The organism is Micromonospora sp. NPDC023633 (assembly GCF_040640035.1).
Taxonomy (GTDB): domain Bacteria; phylum Actinomycetota; class Actinomycetes; order Mycobacteriales; family Micromonosporaceae; genus Micromonospora.
Map to the genome: position 1 here is coordinate 46,384 of NZ_JBFABB010000017.1, position 13,691 is coordinate 60,074.

14 protein-coding genes are annotated in these 13,691 nt (G+C 75.9%); 6 read left to right on the plus strand and 8 right to left on the minus strand.

The genetic code is table 11. The features are described 5' to 3' along the window. Positions 1-162 precede the first annotated feature (162 nt). Positions 163-1,974 (plus strand): tetratricopeptide repeat protein, encoded by a 1,812-nt coding sequence (locus tag AB0G13_RS07960; protein ID WP_357870529.1) that lies wholly within the window; start codon positions 163-165, stop codon positions 1,972-1,974. A 97-nt stretch (positions 1,975-2,071) separates the two neighbouring features. On the opposite strand, the gene AB0G13_RS07965 is transcribed toward AB0G13_RS07960, so the two are convergent. The 7 genes from AB0G13_RS07965 to AB0G13_RS07995 all read right to left on the minus strand — a co-directional run bounded on the left by AB0G13_RS07965 (position 2,072) and on the right by AB0G13_RS07995 (position 6,839). Continuing rightward, on the minus strand, positions 2,072-2,581 hold the full coding sequence (locus AB0G13_RS07965; RefSeq protein WP_357870532.1) for a GNAT family N-acetyltransferase: 510 nt from the start codon (positions 2,579-2,581) through the stop codon (positions 2,072-2,074). Continuing rightward, positions 2,578-2,799, minus strand: a complete 222-nt coding sequence (locus AB0G13_RS07970) for a biotin/lipoyl-binding carrier protein (RefSeq protein WP_172896635.1) — start codon at positions 2,797-2,799, stop codon at positions 2,578-2,580. Before AB0G13_RS07970 ends, AB0G13_RS07965 begins: the two co-directional genes overlap by 4 nt. A 529-nt stretch (positions 2,800-3,328) precedes the next feature. Next, positions 3,329-3,616 carry a mycothiol system anti-sigma-R factor gene (gene rsrA, locus AB0G13_RS07975; RefSeq protein WP_357870534.1) on the minus strand — a complete coding sequence of 96 codons (288 nt, stop codon included), beginning with the start codon at positions 3,614-3,616 and terminating at the stop codon, positions 3,329-3,331. A 1-nt stretch (position 3,617) separates the two neighbouring features. Next, the gene (locus AB0G13_RS07980) at positions 3,618-4,442 is read right to left on the minus strand and encodes a sigma-70 family RNA polymerase sigma factor (protein ID WP_357870536.1); all 825 of its coding nucleotides are present in this window, start codon (positions 4,440-4,442) and stop codon (positions 3,618-3,620) included. A gap of 368 nt (positions 4,443-4,810) precedes the next feature. Beyond that, entirely contained in the window at positions 4,811-5,425 is a 615-nt protein-coding gene (locus tag AB0G13_RS07985) for an alpha/beta family hydrolase (protein ID WP_357870538.1), read from the minus strand. Between the two features lie 115 nt (positions 5,426-5,540). Then, on the minus strand, positions 5,541-5,933 hold the full coding sequence (locus AB0G13_RS07990; RefSeq protein WP_357870541.1) for a WhiB family transcriptional regulator: 393 nt from the start codon (positions 5,931-5,933) through the stop codon (positions 5,541-5,543). Positions 5,934-6,128: 195 nt separating this feature from the next. Further along, the gene (locus AB0G13_RS07995) at positions 6,129-6,839 is read right to left on the minus strand and encodes an SOS response-associated peptidase (protein ID WP_357870543.1); all 711 of its coding nucleotides are present in this window, start codon (positions 6,837-6,839) and stop codon (positions 6,129-6,131) included. Positions 6,840-6,941: 102 nt separating this feature from the next. On the opposite strand from AB0G13_RS07995, the gene aroA reads away from it, so the two are divergent. The 4 genes from aroA to AB0G13_RS08015 all read left to right on the plus strand — a co-directional run bounded on the left by aroA (position 6,942) and on the right by AB0G13_RS08015 (position 11,167). Beyond that, complete coding sequence (gene aroA / locus AB0G13_RS08000) at positions 6,942-8,243, plus strand: 3-phosphoshikimate 1-carboxyvinyltransferase (protein WP_357870546.1); 1,302 nt, start codon at positions 6,942-6,944, stop codon at positions 8,241-8,243. A gap of 165 nt (positions 8,244-8,408) precedes the next feature. After that, positions 8,409-9,401 (plus strand): ribosome small subunit-dependent GTPase A, encoded by a 993-nt coding sequence (locus tag AB0G13_RS08005; RefSeq protein ID WP_357870643.1) that lies wholly within the window; start codon positions 8,409-8,411, stop codon positions 9,399-9,401. 24 nt (positions 9,402-9,425) lie between these two features. Then, positions 9,426-10,244 (plus strand): histidinol-phosphatase, encoded by an 819-nt coding sequence (gene hisN, locus AB0G13_RS08010; protein WP_357870549.1) that lies wholly within the window; start codon positions 9,426-9,428, stop codon positions 10,242-10,244. Positions 10,245-10,270: 26 nt separating this feature from the next. Beyond that, positions 10,271-11,167 carry a hypothetical protein gene (locus tag AB0G13_RS08015; RefSeq protein WP_357870552.1) on the plus strand — a complete coding sequence of 299 codons (897 nt, stop codon included), beginning with the start codon at positions 10,271-10,273 and terminating at the stop codon, positions 11,165-11,167. 66 nt (positions 11,168-11,233) lie between these two features. On the opposite strand, the gene AB0G13_RS08020 is transcribed toward AB0G13_RS08015, so the two are convergent. Next, the gene (locus AB0G13_RS08020) at positions 11,234-12,436 is read right to left on the minus strand and encodes a glycosyltransferase (protein ID WP_357870554.1); all 1,203 of its coding nucleotides are present in this window, start codon (positions 12,434-12,436) and stop codon (positions 11,234-11,236) included. A gap of 215 nt (positions 12,437-12,651) precedes the next feature. Between AB0G13_RS08020 and AB0G13_RS08025 the strand changes: the two genes are divergently transcribed. Continuing rightward, entirely contained in the window at positions 12,652-13,650 is a 999-nt protein-coding gene (locus AB0G13_RS08025) for an SDR family oxidoreductase (protein WP_357870557.1), read from the plus strand. The last annotated feature ends 41 nt before the right edge of the window (positions 13,651-13,691 follow it).

Sequence of the window (13,691 nt, forward strand, 5' to 3'; positions counted from 1 at the left end):
TCCTCCCACTGCGCGATTGCCGCGCGTTTCCTGCTCAGTCTTGCACGTTTGATCTGATCAGAGCAATCGAACGAGCAGTAGTGCGCAGATGATCACCATCTCGACGCAACATCACCTAGGCTTGCCCGGCCCGACCGGAGCCCCGACGAGCGAGAGGACCACGTGCCCGAGGACGACCGGCCGCTGCCCGCGGCCGAGGAGCTTGCCCTGGCCCGCCTCGCCATGGACGACGGCGACCTGGCACACGCGGCCGGTCACGTCGCCGCCGCGCTGGCCCAGGCCCCGACCCTGCCCGAGGTGCACGAGACCCTCGCCCGGCTCGCCGCCGCCGACGGCGCGGGCGGCGTCGAACTCTTCCCGCTCCAGGGCCACGCCTTCGTCGGCGCCGTGGTCGCCCGCGCCCACCTGCTCGCCGCCGCCGGCCGGCCCGCGGAAGGGCTCGACCTGCTGGTCGCGGCGACCGGCCACGCGCCGGCGACGGACTGGGCCGGGGTGCCGTGGGTCACCACCCCCGAACTCGCAGAGCGCCTCGATCCGGACCGGACCGCCCGGATCCTGATGCAGGTCTGCGCCGCCGTGGCCGACCCGGTGCCCCGGGCCGACCGGGCCGCCCTGGCCTCCTACCTGGCGCTGGCCCGCAACGCGGTCACCGTCCATCCCGAGCACGGCCTGCTGCTGGGCGCGGCGTCCGCGCTGGCCAGGCGGGTCGGTGAGATCGACCTGGCGATCCGCTGGGCCGCCCGGGGCGTACGCGCGAAGCCGTCGAAGATCGGCGAGGTGTGGCTCGGGTACGCGTACCGCAGCGCCGGCCGGACCCGCGAGGCGCTGGCGGCACTCGGTCGCGCCGTCGCACACGACCCCGACGACCTCACCGTCTACGCCGACATCGCCGGGACCCTCGCCGACAACGGGCGGCTCGACGAGGCGCTCGACTGGATAGACCGGGCGCTGGCCCGGGACCCCTCCTTCGAGTGCGCCGTGCACACCGCGCACCGGCTGCGGCACCAGCGCGACGGCGACGTGGCGCACCTGGTCGCGCTCGCCGACTTCGTCCGGGACCACCCCGACGACACGCACGAGCACGGCGACCTCGCCGAGAGCTGCCGGGGCCGGCCCTGGCTCGGGCAGGTCACCCCGGCGACCGGGGCGGTGGTGGACGCGCTGCGCCAGGCCGTCACCGACGAGCACGTCGGCCTCGGCGCCGTACGGCTGGACTCGCCCGCGCCGCCCAGCGCGATGCGTACCGCCGCGACGGCCGCGCCCGGGCTGCGGATCGAGGTGGCCGGCGTGCCCGATCCGGACCCGCGCGAGCCCCGGCGGGCGACCGCCCGGCAGCTCTGGCACCACGACGGGACGACCGTCGTGCCCGCCGTGCCGGCGCCCTCGCCGGAGGCGGCGGCGCGGGTGCGGCAGCTCGCCCACCCGGCGTGGCCGCACCCGCCGGCGGCGTACGACGCGGCGGTGGGCCTGGCCACCCTGGAACTGGCCGACCTGCTCGGCCTGCTGGCGCACCCCCCGGAGGTGCCGCCCACCGCGCTGGGCCGGGTACTCGGGCAGGACCCCTCGCTCTGGGTGCGCTGCGTCCAGGTGTGGGCGTGCCTCGGCCTGCTGCACCACCGCACCGACGAGCCGTGGGCGGAGTCGACCCGGCGCCGGGTGCTGCTGGACCTCGTCTGGGGGGTCGAGGACTGGGTCACCGAGGCGGCCCTGTTCGCCCTGGTCACCGCCGCCTGGGTCGACCCGGAGGTACGCCCCGACGTGGCCCGCGTGGTGACCGAGCGGTTGACCGACGTGGCGACGGTCGCCCGGACGCGTCCGGTGCCGATCGCGCCGTCCCTGGCGCACCTGTCCCTGGCGAGCCCGGCCCTGGCCCCGGAGACGGCGGCCCTGGCCGCCTCGCTGATCGCCACCAACCCGGTTCCCCGGCCGCGTTCCCGCCTGCGCCGTCTCTGGCGGCGCCTCACCCGCCGGTGAGCCGCCGGCCCTGGCGGCACTGGGCCGCCGTTCCTTGGCGCCGGCCCTCCTGGCGGCGCCTCACGCGCACCGGTGGGTCGCCGTCCCTGGCCACGCCTCAGGCGGCGGTGAGCTCCAGTCGGAGTCCGAGCAGCTCCACGTCGTCCAGGGGCGACCAGTCCCGCTCGGGCGCCCGCACGAAGCCGCGACGCCGGTAGAGCCGCTGGGCGGAGGCGGCGAAGCCGCTGCGGACGCAGATGACCACGGCGGAGCAGCCCAGCTCGGCCGCCCGCGACACGCAGGCCTCGACCAGCGCCGCGCCGACGCCTCGCCCCTGCGCGGCGGGGTCCACCGCCAGCATCCGGAACTCCGCCTCGCCCGCCCGGGACAGCTCGGCGTAGCGGGTGCCGGGCAGGACGAAGGTCACCGAGCCGAGCAGCTCGCCGGTGGCGACGTCGGCGGCGACGAACACCTCGCCGTCCTGAGCCCGGGACGCCACGTCGGCGAGCACGGCGGCGTAGCCGTGCTCGTTCTTCAGCTGCCCGTCCGCCTCGTACGCGGCGACCGTCAGCCGGGCCACCGCCGTGAAGTCGTCCGGCCCGGCGAGGCGGACCGACAGGCCGGTCAATCGATCACCGCGATCAGGTCACCGTCCTGCACGACGTCGCCCTCGTTGACCGCGAGCTGCTTGACGACACCGTCGGACTCGGCGACGACCGGGATCTCCATCTTCATCGACTCCAGGATCACCAGCGTGTCCCCCTCGGACACGGTGTCCCCGGCCGACGCGACGACCTTCCAGACGTTCGCCACCATCTCGGCGCGGATCTCCTCGGCCATGTCCAGGGCCCTCCCTCTCGCGGTTGCCTGCCGACGTATCCAATCATGCGGGCGACCTCCGGCGGGCGTGGAGCGGCCAGGGCGGGGTGGATGATCGACTCCGGGGCGGCCCGCCCGGGCGCCCCGGCCTCGGGCGGCCCGGCGGGGCGGGCGGCGGCCTCCGGCGTGTCGGGCGGCGCGGCGTACGACCGGCGGCCCCGGCGGACGACGGCGGGTGCCGGCCGCACTAGCATCAGCGGGTCGGACCCCGGCGCCGGGAGGACCGGTGCGTGCACCGGCGCCGAGCTCGTGCGCAGGCGGATCCGACCATCACGAGGAGGTCACCATGGCGAAGAAGGCCCGTAAGAAGAAGGCCCGTAAGAAGAGCAGCGCGAACCACGGCAAGCGCCCCAACTCCTGACCGGCGGCCGGGCCCCGCGGCCCGGCGTCGACCAGTCGGCGGAGAAGCCGGTGGCCCGGGTCGGACGACCCAGGCCACCGGCTTCTGCTGTCTCGCGGGCGCCGACTGAGGTCGGCTGCCGTCGCCGGCCCGACCTCAGTCGGCCAGCTCCTTCGACTCGGTGCTCTCGAAGACGACCAGCTCGGTGAGGCGCAGCCGTAGCCGCTCCCGCAGCTGGTCGGGCGCGGTCTCGTTGCCGCAGCAGCGGGCGACCAGCGCCTTCACCTCCTGCTCGATGCCGTACTCGCGCAGGCACGGCCCGCACTCGTCGAGGTGGTGCCGGATCAGCGTGCGCCGCTCCTCGCCGCACTCCAGATCCAGGTAGAGGTAGACCTCCGCGATGACCTCTCGGCAGTCCGTCTCGTGCGGATCTCCACAGCTCATGTCAGACCTCCCGGCCGGCGGAAGCGGTCGAGCCCTTCTTCGACGCCGCGGCGCTGAAGCCCCGCTCGGCGGCGTACTGCTCGAGCAGCTTGCGCAGATTACGTCGGCCCCGGTGCAGACGCGACATGACCGTGCCGATGGGCGTGCCCATGATGTCGGCGACCTCCTTGTAGGAGAAGCCCTCGACGTCGGTGAGGTAGACGGCCAACCGGAACTCCTCCGGCAACTGCTGGAGGGCCTCCTTGACGTCGCTGTCCGGCAGCCGGTCCAGCGCCTCGGTCTCGGCCGAGCGCAGCCCGCTGGAGGTGTGCGACTCGGCCTCGGCGAGCTGCCAGTCGGTGATCTCGTCGGTCGGCGCCTGGATGGGCTGGCGCTGCCGCTTGCGGTAGGAGTTGATGTAGGTGTTGGTCAGGATCCGGTAGAGCCAGGCCTTCAGGTTCGTGCCCTGCTCGAACTGGTGGAAGGCGGCGTACGCCTTCAGGTAGGTCTCCTGGACCAGGTCCTCGGCATCCGCCGGGTTGCGGGTCATCCGCAGCCCGGCAGCGTAGAGCTGATCGACGAAGGGCATCGCGTCCCGCTCGAAGCGGGCCCTGCGCTCGTCCGTCTTCTCGGTGGTCAACCGCACATCCCCTCGCGTCGGATGCTGTCCCGCCGAGGATACGCGTACGGACGTGCCCGCAGATTCACTTCCGGCGGGTGTGCTCGTACTCACCGCGGCCGGGCCGACCGGCGGCACCACCGCGGGCCAGTCCGGACCGCCCAGCAGCCGTCGCAGCTGCCACGCTCCCCGCTCGTCCCGTTCCCGGACCCGCGTCTCGGTCGGCACCCGGTCTCCCCCCTCGCCAGAAATGTCGTCCCGGGGGGTGCAACGTCCCCGACGGGCCGGAGCATTCCGCTGGCCTCCCCCGTTCCCGGCCCCGGCGCCGACGGAGGCGGGCGCTGGGACCAGGAAGGGCCTGGGAGGACCGGCGCCGCCCGCCCGAACCGGGCGTCCGGCGCCATCCGATGCAACGACCCGCCGCGGCCACCGGACACGGCCCGCCGGAGCGCCCGCCGCCGTCCGCCGGGCGCGCGCCCACACCCGCGCCGGGCCAGGGCGGGCGCCGATCCAAGGCGCGGCGGGCACCGATCCGGGCCGCGGCGGACGCCGATCCGGGCGTGGGGACGAGGGCGGTGCGGGCGACGGGGCGGCGCTCAGCTGCGCGCCCAGCCCTGCCCGCGCAGCCAGTCACGCACCACCGCGGCCGTGCCGGCCGGGTCCCCCCGCAGGTCGTGCCGCTCCCCCGGGCGGGTCACCACGTGCACCCCCGGCCCCGGCTCCGGCACCCCGAACGGGTCACGGTCGCCGTTGACCACGAGGGTCGGCAGGCCGGTCGCCAGCTCCGCCGCCCGCGACCGCTCCGGGCGGCCCGGCGGATGCAGCGGGAACGCGAGCGCGACCACCCCGGCGGCGCCCACCGCCGACGCGGTGCGGCACGCCACCCGCGCGCCGCTGGACCGCCCGCCCACCAGCAGGGGTACGCCGGGATGCCGCTCCCGCAGCACGGCGAGCACGGCGGTCCACGCCTCGTCGAGGTGCCCCGCTGGAGCCGGCGCGCGCCGACCGGCGACGCGGTACGGCTGGGTCACCCGGGCCACCACCAGCCCGGCGCCGACCGCCGCGTCCCGCAGCGCGCACAGGTCGGGGGCGTCGACGTCACCGCCCGCGCCGTGGCCGAGCACCAGCAGGGCGCTCGGCGTCCCCGCCGGCAGGTCGGTGTCGACCCGGGCGGGCCCGCGCGGGGTCGGAAGGTCGTCGTCCTGCGGCATCGGCCCATTCTGCGGCCTCCGCGGGCCTCGGCGACCTCGACCTGGCCGAGAAGGGCACGACGGGCAGCCGGCCCGCCGACGCGGCGGGCCGGCTGCGACCGGTTTCAGTCGACGGTCAGCTCAGCGGCACCAGGGTGAGCAGCCGGTCGCGGACCGGCGGACCCGCCTCGCCGGCGGCCTCCGGATCCGGTTGCACCTCGTCGCGCCAGGCGACCAGCATCGCCCGCCGTTCGCGCGGCGTGGTGCCGCCCCAGACGCCGTGGCAGTCACCCACGTCCAGCGCCCAGGCCAGACAGGAGCCCTGCACGTCACAGCTCCGGCAGAGCGCGACGGCCGCGTCAGCCGGTTCGTTCGGCGCCGGAAAGAACGTTTCCGGGTCGACGTTCTGGCAGGTTCCTCTGGTTCGCCACGCCTCGTCCTGTCGCCGCTCCCGCAACGCCCGCAACAGCCGCGGATCTCGTCGTGCGGCGGCCACCTCGTGCGGGCGGGGCATACGTGCCCGTGTCATCCACCCACCTCCCCCGTGGGACCGGCAAGATCGGTGCGCGTCGTTCGCCCCGTGCGAATCGCCACCCACCACCGGCGCTGTGTTGTATCGCACTTCCGGACACCGGGACAAGACTTCACGGCGAATATGGGTGAACAACGGTGCGACGTTTCGCCCGCAACTCTGGCAAATCACGCCCGACAATGTGTCGGACTGTCAGAAAAGCGTCATCTCCTCCGACGCGGCGGCCCGGGCGAGCGGCACCCGCTCGGTCAGCTGCGGCCCGTCGTTGCGCACGTCCCCCACCGCCGTCCCCACCGGGCGGATCTCCAGCGTCGCGAGCCAGTCGGGCGGGGGCGGCGCGAGCAGGCCCTCCGGCTCGTCGGTCGACGCCAGCCACGCCCCCCAGCGCTCGCGGGGCAGCAGCAGCGGCATCCGGTCGTGCACCTCGGCCAGCTCGCCCAGCGCGGCGGTGGTGAGCACGCTGAAGGTCAGCAGCGGGCCGCCGGAGCCGTCCCAGACCGACCAGATGCCGGCGAAGGCGAGCACCGAGCCGTCCAGCGGGGTCATGTAGTAGGGCTGCTTGCGCCCGTCCGCCCCGCGGACCCACTCGTACCAGCCGTCGGCGGGGACGAGGCAGCGGCGGCGGGCGAAGGCCCTTGCGTACGCCCGGCTGGTGGCGACCGTCTCGGCGCGGGCGTTGATCATGCGGGCGGCCCCCGCGGGCGACCGGGACCAGGAGGGGACGAGCCCCCAGCGGCCGACCGACAGCGCGCGGTGGCCCTCCGGGCTGACCCGCACCAGCGGCACCGGATCGGTGGGCGCGACGTTGTGGTCGGGGTCGACCCGGCCGTCGGTCTCGTCGAGGGACTCGAACAGCGCGCTCAGGTCGCCCGCGCTCCGGGTCGTCGCGTACCTCCCGCACATGCCGCACACGCTAACCCGCCGCGCGCCGCGCGGCTGTCCCGCTGACCGGGAGGACGCGTGCCGGCCGGCGTCACCGGCCGTCGGACGCGGCAGAATGTAGGCGTGGGGAACCTGATCGCGACCCGGCCGCCGCAGCCGTGGACCGCTCCGACCGCCTCCGATCCGGTCGCGGCGACGCTGCGCCTGCCCGGGTCCAAGTCGATGACCGCGCGCGCCCTGGTGCTGAGCGCACTGGCCGGCGGCCCCTCGACCCTCGCCGGGCCGCTGCGCGCGCGGGACACCGAGCTGATGGCCGCCGGGCTGCGCGCGATGGGCGCGCACATGTCGATCAGCGACGACGAGCGCTGGCTGGTCCGCCCCCACCCGCTGGTCGGCCCCGCGCACGTCGACGTGGGCCTGGCCGGCACCGTGATGCGTTTCGTCCCGCCGGTGGCCGGCCTGGCCGACGGGCGGATCACCTTCGACGGCGACCCGCAGGCCCGCACCCGGCCCCTCGGCCCGCTGATCGGGGCGCTGCGCTCCCTCGGCGCCCGCGTGGACGCCCCCGCCACCGGCAGCCTGCCGCTGACCGTGCTCGGCGCCGGGCGGGTGGCCGGCGGCGAGGTGGTGATCGACGCCTCCGCGTCCAGCCAGCTGGTCTCCGGGCTGCTGCTGGCCGCGCCGCGCTTCGACCGGGGCGTGGTGGTCCGGCACGTGGGCCCGCCGGTGCCCTCCGCGCCGCACCTGCGGATGACGGTGCAGATGCTCCGGGCCGCCGGCGCGGCGGTCGACGACGGCACCCCCGACGTGTGGGTGGTCGAGCCGGGCCCGCTGACGGGGCGGGGCTGGGAGATCGAACCCGACCTGTCGGGCGCCGTGCCGTTCTTCGCCGCCGCCCTGGTCACCGGCGGGGAGGTGACCCTCCAGGGCTGGCCGCGCAGCAGCGCCCAGCCCGTCGAGCAGCTCCGCTCGCTGCTCCAGCGGATGGGCGGCGAGGTGACCCTCTCCACCGCCGGGCTGACGGTCCGCGGCACCGGCGCGGTGCACGGCCTGACCGCCGACCTCTCCGACGTCAGCGAGCTGACCCCGGCGCTGACCGCGCTGGCCATGCTCGCCGACTCGCCGTCGGTGTTCACCGGCGTCGGCCACATCCGGGGCCACGAGACCGACCGGCTGACCGCGCTGGCGCGGGAGTTCGCCGCGCTCGGCGCCGACATCACCGAGTCCCCCGACGGGCTGGAGATCCGGCCCCGGCCGCTGCACGGCGGGGTGTTCGAGACCTACCACGACCACCGGATGGCGCACGCCGCCGCGGTGGCCGGGCTGGCCGTTCCCGGCATCGAGTTGAGCGACGTGGCGTGCACCTCGAAGACCATGCCCGAGTTTCCGGCACTATGGTCGGCGATGGTGACCGGCAAGAGCTGACACGACGGGGGGCGGGTCCTGACGACCAGACGGCGGGAGTACGACGAGGACGACGTACGGGTCCGTCCCGGCAGGTCGTCGCGCCCGCGTACCCGTACCCGACCCCGGCACTCCGACGCGGTGGACGGCTTCGTGATCGCCGTCGACCGGGGCCGCTACACCTGCGTGCCGCCCGACGCCGGGCCGGACACGCCCCTGGTCACCGCGATGCGGGCCAGGGAGCTGGGGCGCAAGTCGGTGGTGGTCGGCGACCGCGTCGGCCTGGTCGGGGACACCTCCGGCGCGGCCGGGGCGCTGGCCCGGATCGTCCGGATCGCCGAGCGCACGTCGGTGCTGCGGCGCACCGCCGACGACGACGAGACGACCGCCGAGGGGCGGCTGGAGCGGGTGGTCGTCGCCAACGCCGACCAGCTGGTCATCGTCAGCGCGCTGGCCGACCCGCCACCGCGCACCGGCTTCATCGACCGGTGTCTGGTGGCCGCGTACGACGCCGGCATCGAGCCGCTGCTCTGCCTCACCAAGGCCGACCTGGCCGGCCCCGAGGCGGTGCTCGGCTACTACGCCGAGCTGGAGCTGCCGTACGTGCTGATCCGCCCGGATTCCGACCTCGACGCCCTGCGCAGCCTGCTCGCCGGGCGGATCTCGGTCATGGTGGGGCACTCCGGGGTGGGCAAGTCGACGCTGGTCAACCGCCTCGTGCCGGACGCCGCCCGGGCGGTCGGCACGGTCAGCGCGATCGGCCGGGGCCGGCACACCTCCACGAGCGCGGTCGCGCTGCGACTGCCCCGGCTGCCCGACCGCGACGACGATCCACGGCACCTCCAGCCCGGCGCGTCTGCCGCCGCGCCGCGACCCGGAGCCGCCGCCGGCTGGATCGTGGACACCCCCGGGGTGCGCAGCTTCGGGCTGGCGCACGTCTCCGCCGACAGCCTGCTGCACGGCTTCCCCGACCTGGTCGAGGGGACGGTGGACTGCCCCGCCAACTGCCCGCACACGCCCGACGAGACCGCCTGCGGGCTGGACGCCTGGGTCGCCGCCGGCAAGGCCGACGCGCGCCGGCTGGCCTCGTACCGCCGGCTGCTGGCCTCGCGGTCGGGTGAGGGCGACGCGCGGGAGCCCGACCAGCGAAATCCCGGCGACCCGCTCGCGGGGTCCTGAGCCGGTCGCCGCTACCGTTTGGGCATGCCCGGGTACGCCGACGACATCGCCCTCGCCCACCTGCTCGCCGACGCCGCCGACGCCGTCTCCACGGCCCGGTTCCGCGCGCTCGACCTGCGGGTCGAGGCGAAACCCGACCTGACCCCGGTCTCCGACGCGGACACCGCGGTGGAGCGGGAGATCCGGGCGCTGCTGGCCGCGCACCGGCCGGCCGACGGCCTGCTCGGCGAGGAGTACGGCGAGGAGCCCGCCAGCGGCCCGGGCGGCCGGCGCTGGGTGGTCGACCCGATCGACGGCACGAAGAACTTCATCCGCGGCGTGCCGGTGTGGGCCACCCTGATCGCGCTGCTGGAGTCCGACCGGCCGGTCGCCGGGCTGGTCTCCGCGCCGGCGCTTGGCCGCCGCTGGTGGGGCGCGCTCGGCGAGGGCGCGTACGCGGGGCCCGACGCCGCCGGCGGCGCGCCGATCCGGGTCTCCGCGGTCCGGGACCTCGCGGACGCGAGCTTCTGCTACTCGTCGCTGACCGGGTGGGAGTCCGCCGGCCGGCTGGACGCGATGCTCCAGCTCATGCGGGACACCTGGCGCAGCCGGGCGTACGGCGACTTCTACGGCTACATGCTGCTGGCCGAGGGCGCGCTGGACGTGATGGTGGAGCCGGAGCTGTCGCTGTGGGACGTCGCCGCGCTGGTGCCGATCGTCACCGAGGCGGGCGGGACGTTCACCGACCTGGCCGGCCGGCCCGCCCCCTCCGGCGACGCCGGCACCGAGAGCAGCGCCGTGGCCAGCAACGGCGCGCTGCACGCCGACATCCTCGCCCGGCTGGGTCGGCCAACCGAGCACTGACCTCCGGCAGCCTCTATCCTCGCCAGGTGGTCTCCTCCGGTTGGTGCTTCCTCGCGGCCATGATCGTCGCGTACGGCGTCGCCAACCTGCTCCAGTCGGTGGCCGCCGCCCGCACCACCGTGCACCACACCTTCGACCCGGGCCTGCTGCTGCGGCTGGCGGGTCACCGCACCTACCTGGTCGGGCTCGGCTGCCAGGTGGCCGGGTTCGTGCTGGCCCTGCTCGCCCGCCGGGACCTGCCGCTCTTCCTGGTCCAGTCCAGCGTCGCCGCCGGGCTGGGGGTCACCGCCCTGCTCGGCGTCCTGGTGCTGAAGTGGCGGTTGCCGGCCGCCGAGGTGGCCCTGCTGGTGCTGCTGTTCGCCGGGATCACCGCGCTGGTGCTCTCCGCCGAGCCCGCGCCGGCCAAGCCGCTCGGCACCGCCGGCATGATCGCCCTGGCGGTGGCGCTCGGCGTGATCGCCGTGATCGGCTTCTTCGCGGTACGCCTGCACGGGGCGCCCGGCTCGGTGGCGCTCGGCGCGCTGGCCGGGCTGGCGTTCTCCGCCGCCGCGGTGGCCGCCCGGCCCCTCGCCTCCGCCCCGACGCCGGAGGCGTTCGTCCAGGACCCGCTGCTCTACCTGCTGATCGTCCACTCGATCGTCGGCCAGCTGCTGCTCGGCCTGGCCATGCAGCGCGGCTCGACCACGGCCGCCGTGGCGGCGATGGACGCCGCCGGGGCGGTGCCCGCCGCGATCGTCGGCCTGCTGCTGCTCAACGACAAGATCTGGCCCGGGCGGGAGTGGCTCGCCGCGGTCGGGTTCCTGGTCACCCTCGCGGCGGTCATCGGTCTCACCCGGTACGCCGAGCCCCAGCACCACCACGCGGTCGCCGGGGAACGGGACCGGGGCATGGTCGGCGCGGGAGCGCCCGGCCGCCCGCTCTGAGGACGGCCGGCGCTCAGGCCGCCTCGACCCGACCGGCCCGGCAGGCCGCCTCGACCCGACCGTCCGTCAGGCCGCCTCGACCGGCTTGCGGCGGCTGACCACGCGCTCGTAGAGGCGCTCCAGCGCGCCCGCCGTCCGCTCCCAGGTGTAGCTGCACCGCACCCGGTCCACCGCGGCGTGCCCGTACGCGAACCGCCCGGCATTGTCGGCGAGCAGCCGGCGCAGCGTCACGCCCAGCGCACGGACGTCGCCCGGCGGCACCAGGCGGCCGGTGACCTCGTCGACCACCGCGTCGGCGATCCCGCCCATGGAGTAGCCGACCACCGGCACCCCGCAGGCCATCGCCTCCAGTGACACCCGGCCGGCGGAGGAGTAGTGCGGGGTGCAGGCGACCACGTCCGCGGAGCGGTACCAGGTGGCCATCTGGTCGTGCGGCACCGCGCCCACCAGCTTCACCTGCTCGGCCACCCCGCTCCGCTCGGCCAGCTCGCGCAGCCGCCGGGCCTCGGCGTGGTTGGCGAGCTGCCCGGCGGGCGGGCCCCCGGCGATCACCAGCTCGGCGTCGCCGACCAGCCGCATGGCCCGGATCAGGTCCTCCTGGCCGTGCCCGGGCGAGAGCCCGCCGACGGAGAGGATCCGGGCCCGCCGGTCGCGGGGGGCGGCCTCGCCCTCGGGATGGAACTGCGCGGTGTCGACGCCGGCCGGCACCATCGCCACCGAGGCGCGTTGCAGCCCCATCCGGGTCAGCTCGTCGACCTCGTCGTTGCACTGGGCGACCGCGATGTCCACCGCCCGGGTCAGCGCCCGCTCCAGCGGGATCCGCTCCCCCGGCCCGTCGTACTGCCGGCCGAGGTGGCGCAGCTGTTCGACGCCGAGGGAGTGGAACGTCTGCACCACCGGGACGTCCGTCTCGCGGACCGCGTGCGCGGCGGCCAGCCCACCGACCCAGTAGTGCCCGTGCACCACCTCGGGGCGCCACTCGCCCGCCCACCGGTCGGCCAGCCAGGCGCCGAACGCGGACACGTGCGGGACCAGCTCGGCGGTCGGCAGCGGGGCGGGCGGGCCGATCGGCACCCGCTCCACCCGGTAGCCGTCGACCGTCGCCGTCTCCGGCAGCCCCGGGTCGTCGCGGCGTTCGTACACCCGGACGTCGTGGCCCCGCGCGGCGAGTTCGGCGGCGACCCGGGCGACGTGCTGGTGGGTGCCGACGGTCAGGCCGGCGGCGCCCCTGGGTGGGCCGGCGTGCGCGCAGACGAGGCCGACGCGCATGGGTCACCTCCATGCGATCTTCTCAAGCGGTGGTCCTCGGTCAGAGGGTCCCATTAACCGAACCCCCGGGAGCCGAAACCTGGCAGATCGGGAAGAGCCCGGCGGGTACTTGCGCGACGGCAACTGTCGCGGGACGCCGACACCCCGGCCCCGGGCCACGACTATCCGACCGGTGCCGGCCGCATGACCCCTGCCGACGGGGGTACGGGCGAAGAATGCCACTCACCCGCAGCCTCGCCGACGCCTCCGTCGTGCTCACCGGCGCCTCCAGCGGCATCGGTACGGCCACCGCCTACGCCCTCGCCCGGCGCGGCACCGCCGTCGTGCTGGCCGCCCGGAGCGAGGCGGCCCTGGAGGAGGTCGCCGTGCGGTGCCGTGAGCTGGGCGGGCGGGCGCTGGTGGTGCCGACCGACGTGACCGACCCGGCGGCCGTCGAGCGCCTCGCCGCCCGCGCGGTCGCCGAGTTCGGCCGGATCGACGGCTGGGTCAACAACGCCGCGGTCGGCGCGGTCGGGCTCTTCGACGAGATCCCGGTTGAGGAGTTCCGGCGGGTGCTGGAGGTGAACCTGCTCGGCGCCGCGTACGGCACCCGGGCCGCCCTGCCCCACCTGAGCGCGGCGGGTGGCGGGGTGCTGGTCAACAACGCCTCGGTGCTGGCCGAGGTGGCGATGCCCTACCAGTCGGCGTACAACGCCGCGAAGCACGGCATCCGCGGCCTGGCCGACACGGTCCGTCAGGAGCTGCGGGTCACCGGGCGGGGCGACATCTCGATCTGCACGGTGCTGCCGGCCACCATCGACACCCCGTTCTTCCGGCACGCCGCCAACCACAGCGGCCGGGAACTGGTGCCGCCACCCCCGGTCTACCCGCCGGAGGTGGTGGCCGAGACGATCGTCCGGCTGCTGCGCCGCCCCCGCCGCGAGGCGTACGCCGGCGGGGCCGCCCGGCTGATCGGCCTCCAGTGGCGGCTCGCCCCGGCGGTCGCCGAGCGGGTCCTCGGCTGGTACGCGCACCGCACCCAGTTCGGCCCCGCCGCGCGGCCGGAGAGCACGGGCAACGTCTTCCACGCCGACGCGGCGGCCCGGCGCGAGGGCGGCTGGCACGGCCGGCGGCGGCACCTGGTCCGGATGACCGCCGCCTTCGGGCTGGCGGCGGCGGGGACCGCCGTCGGTACGGTGGCCGCGATGACCCGCCGGGCGCGGACGGACCGCTGATGCCGGGCGTCGAGCGGTCGGGTGCGCGGTCGGGGCAGGCG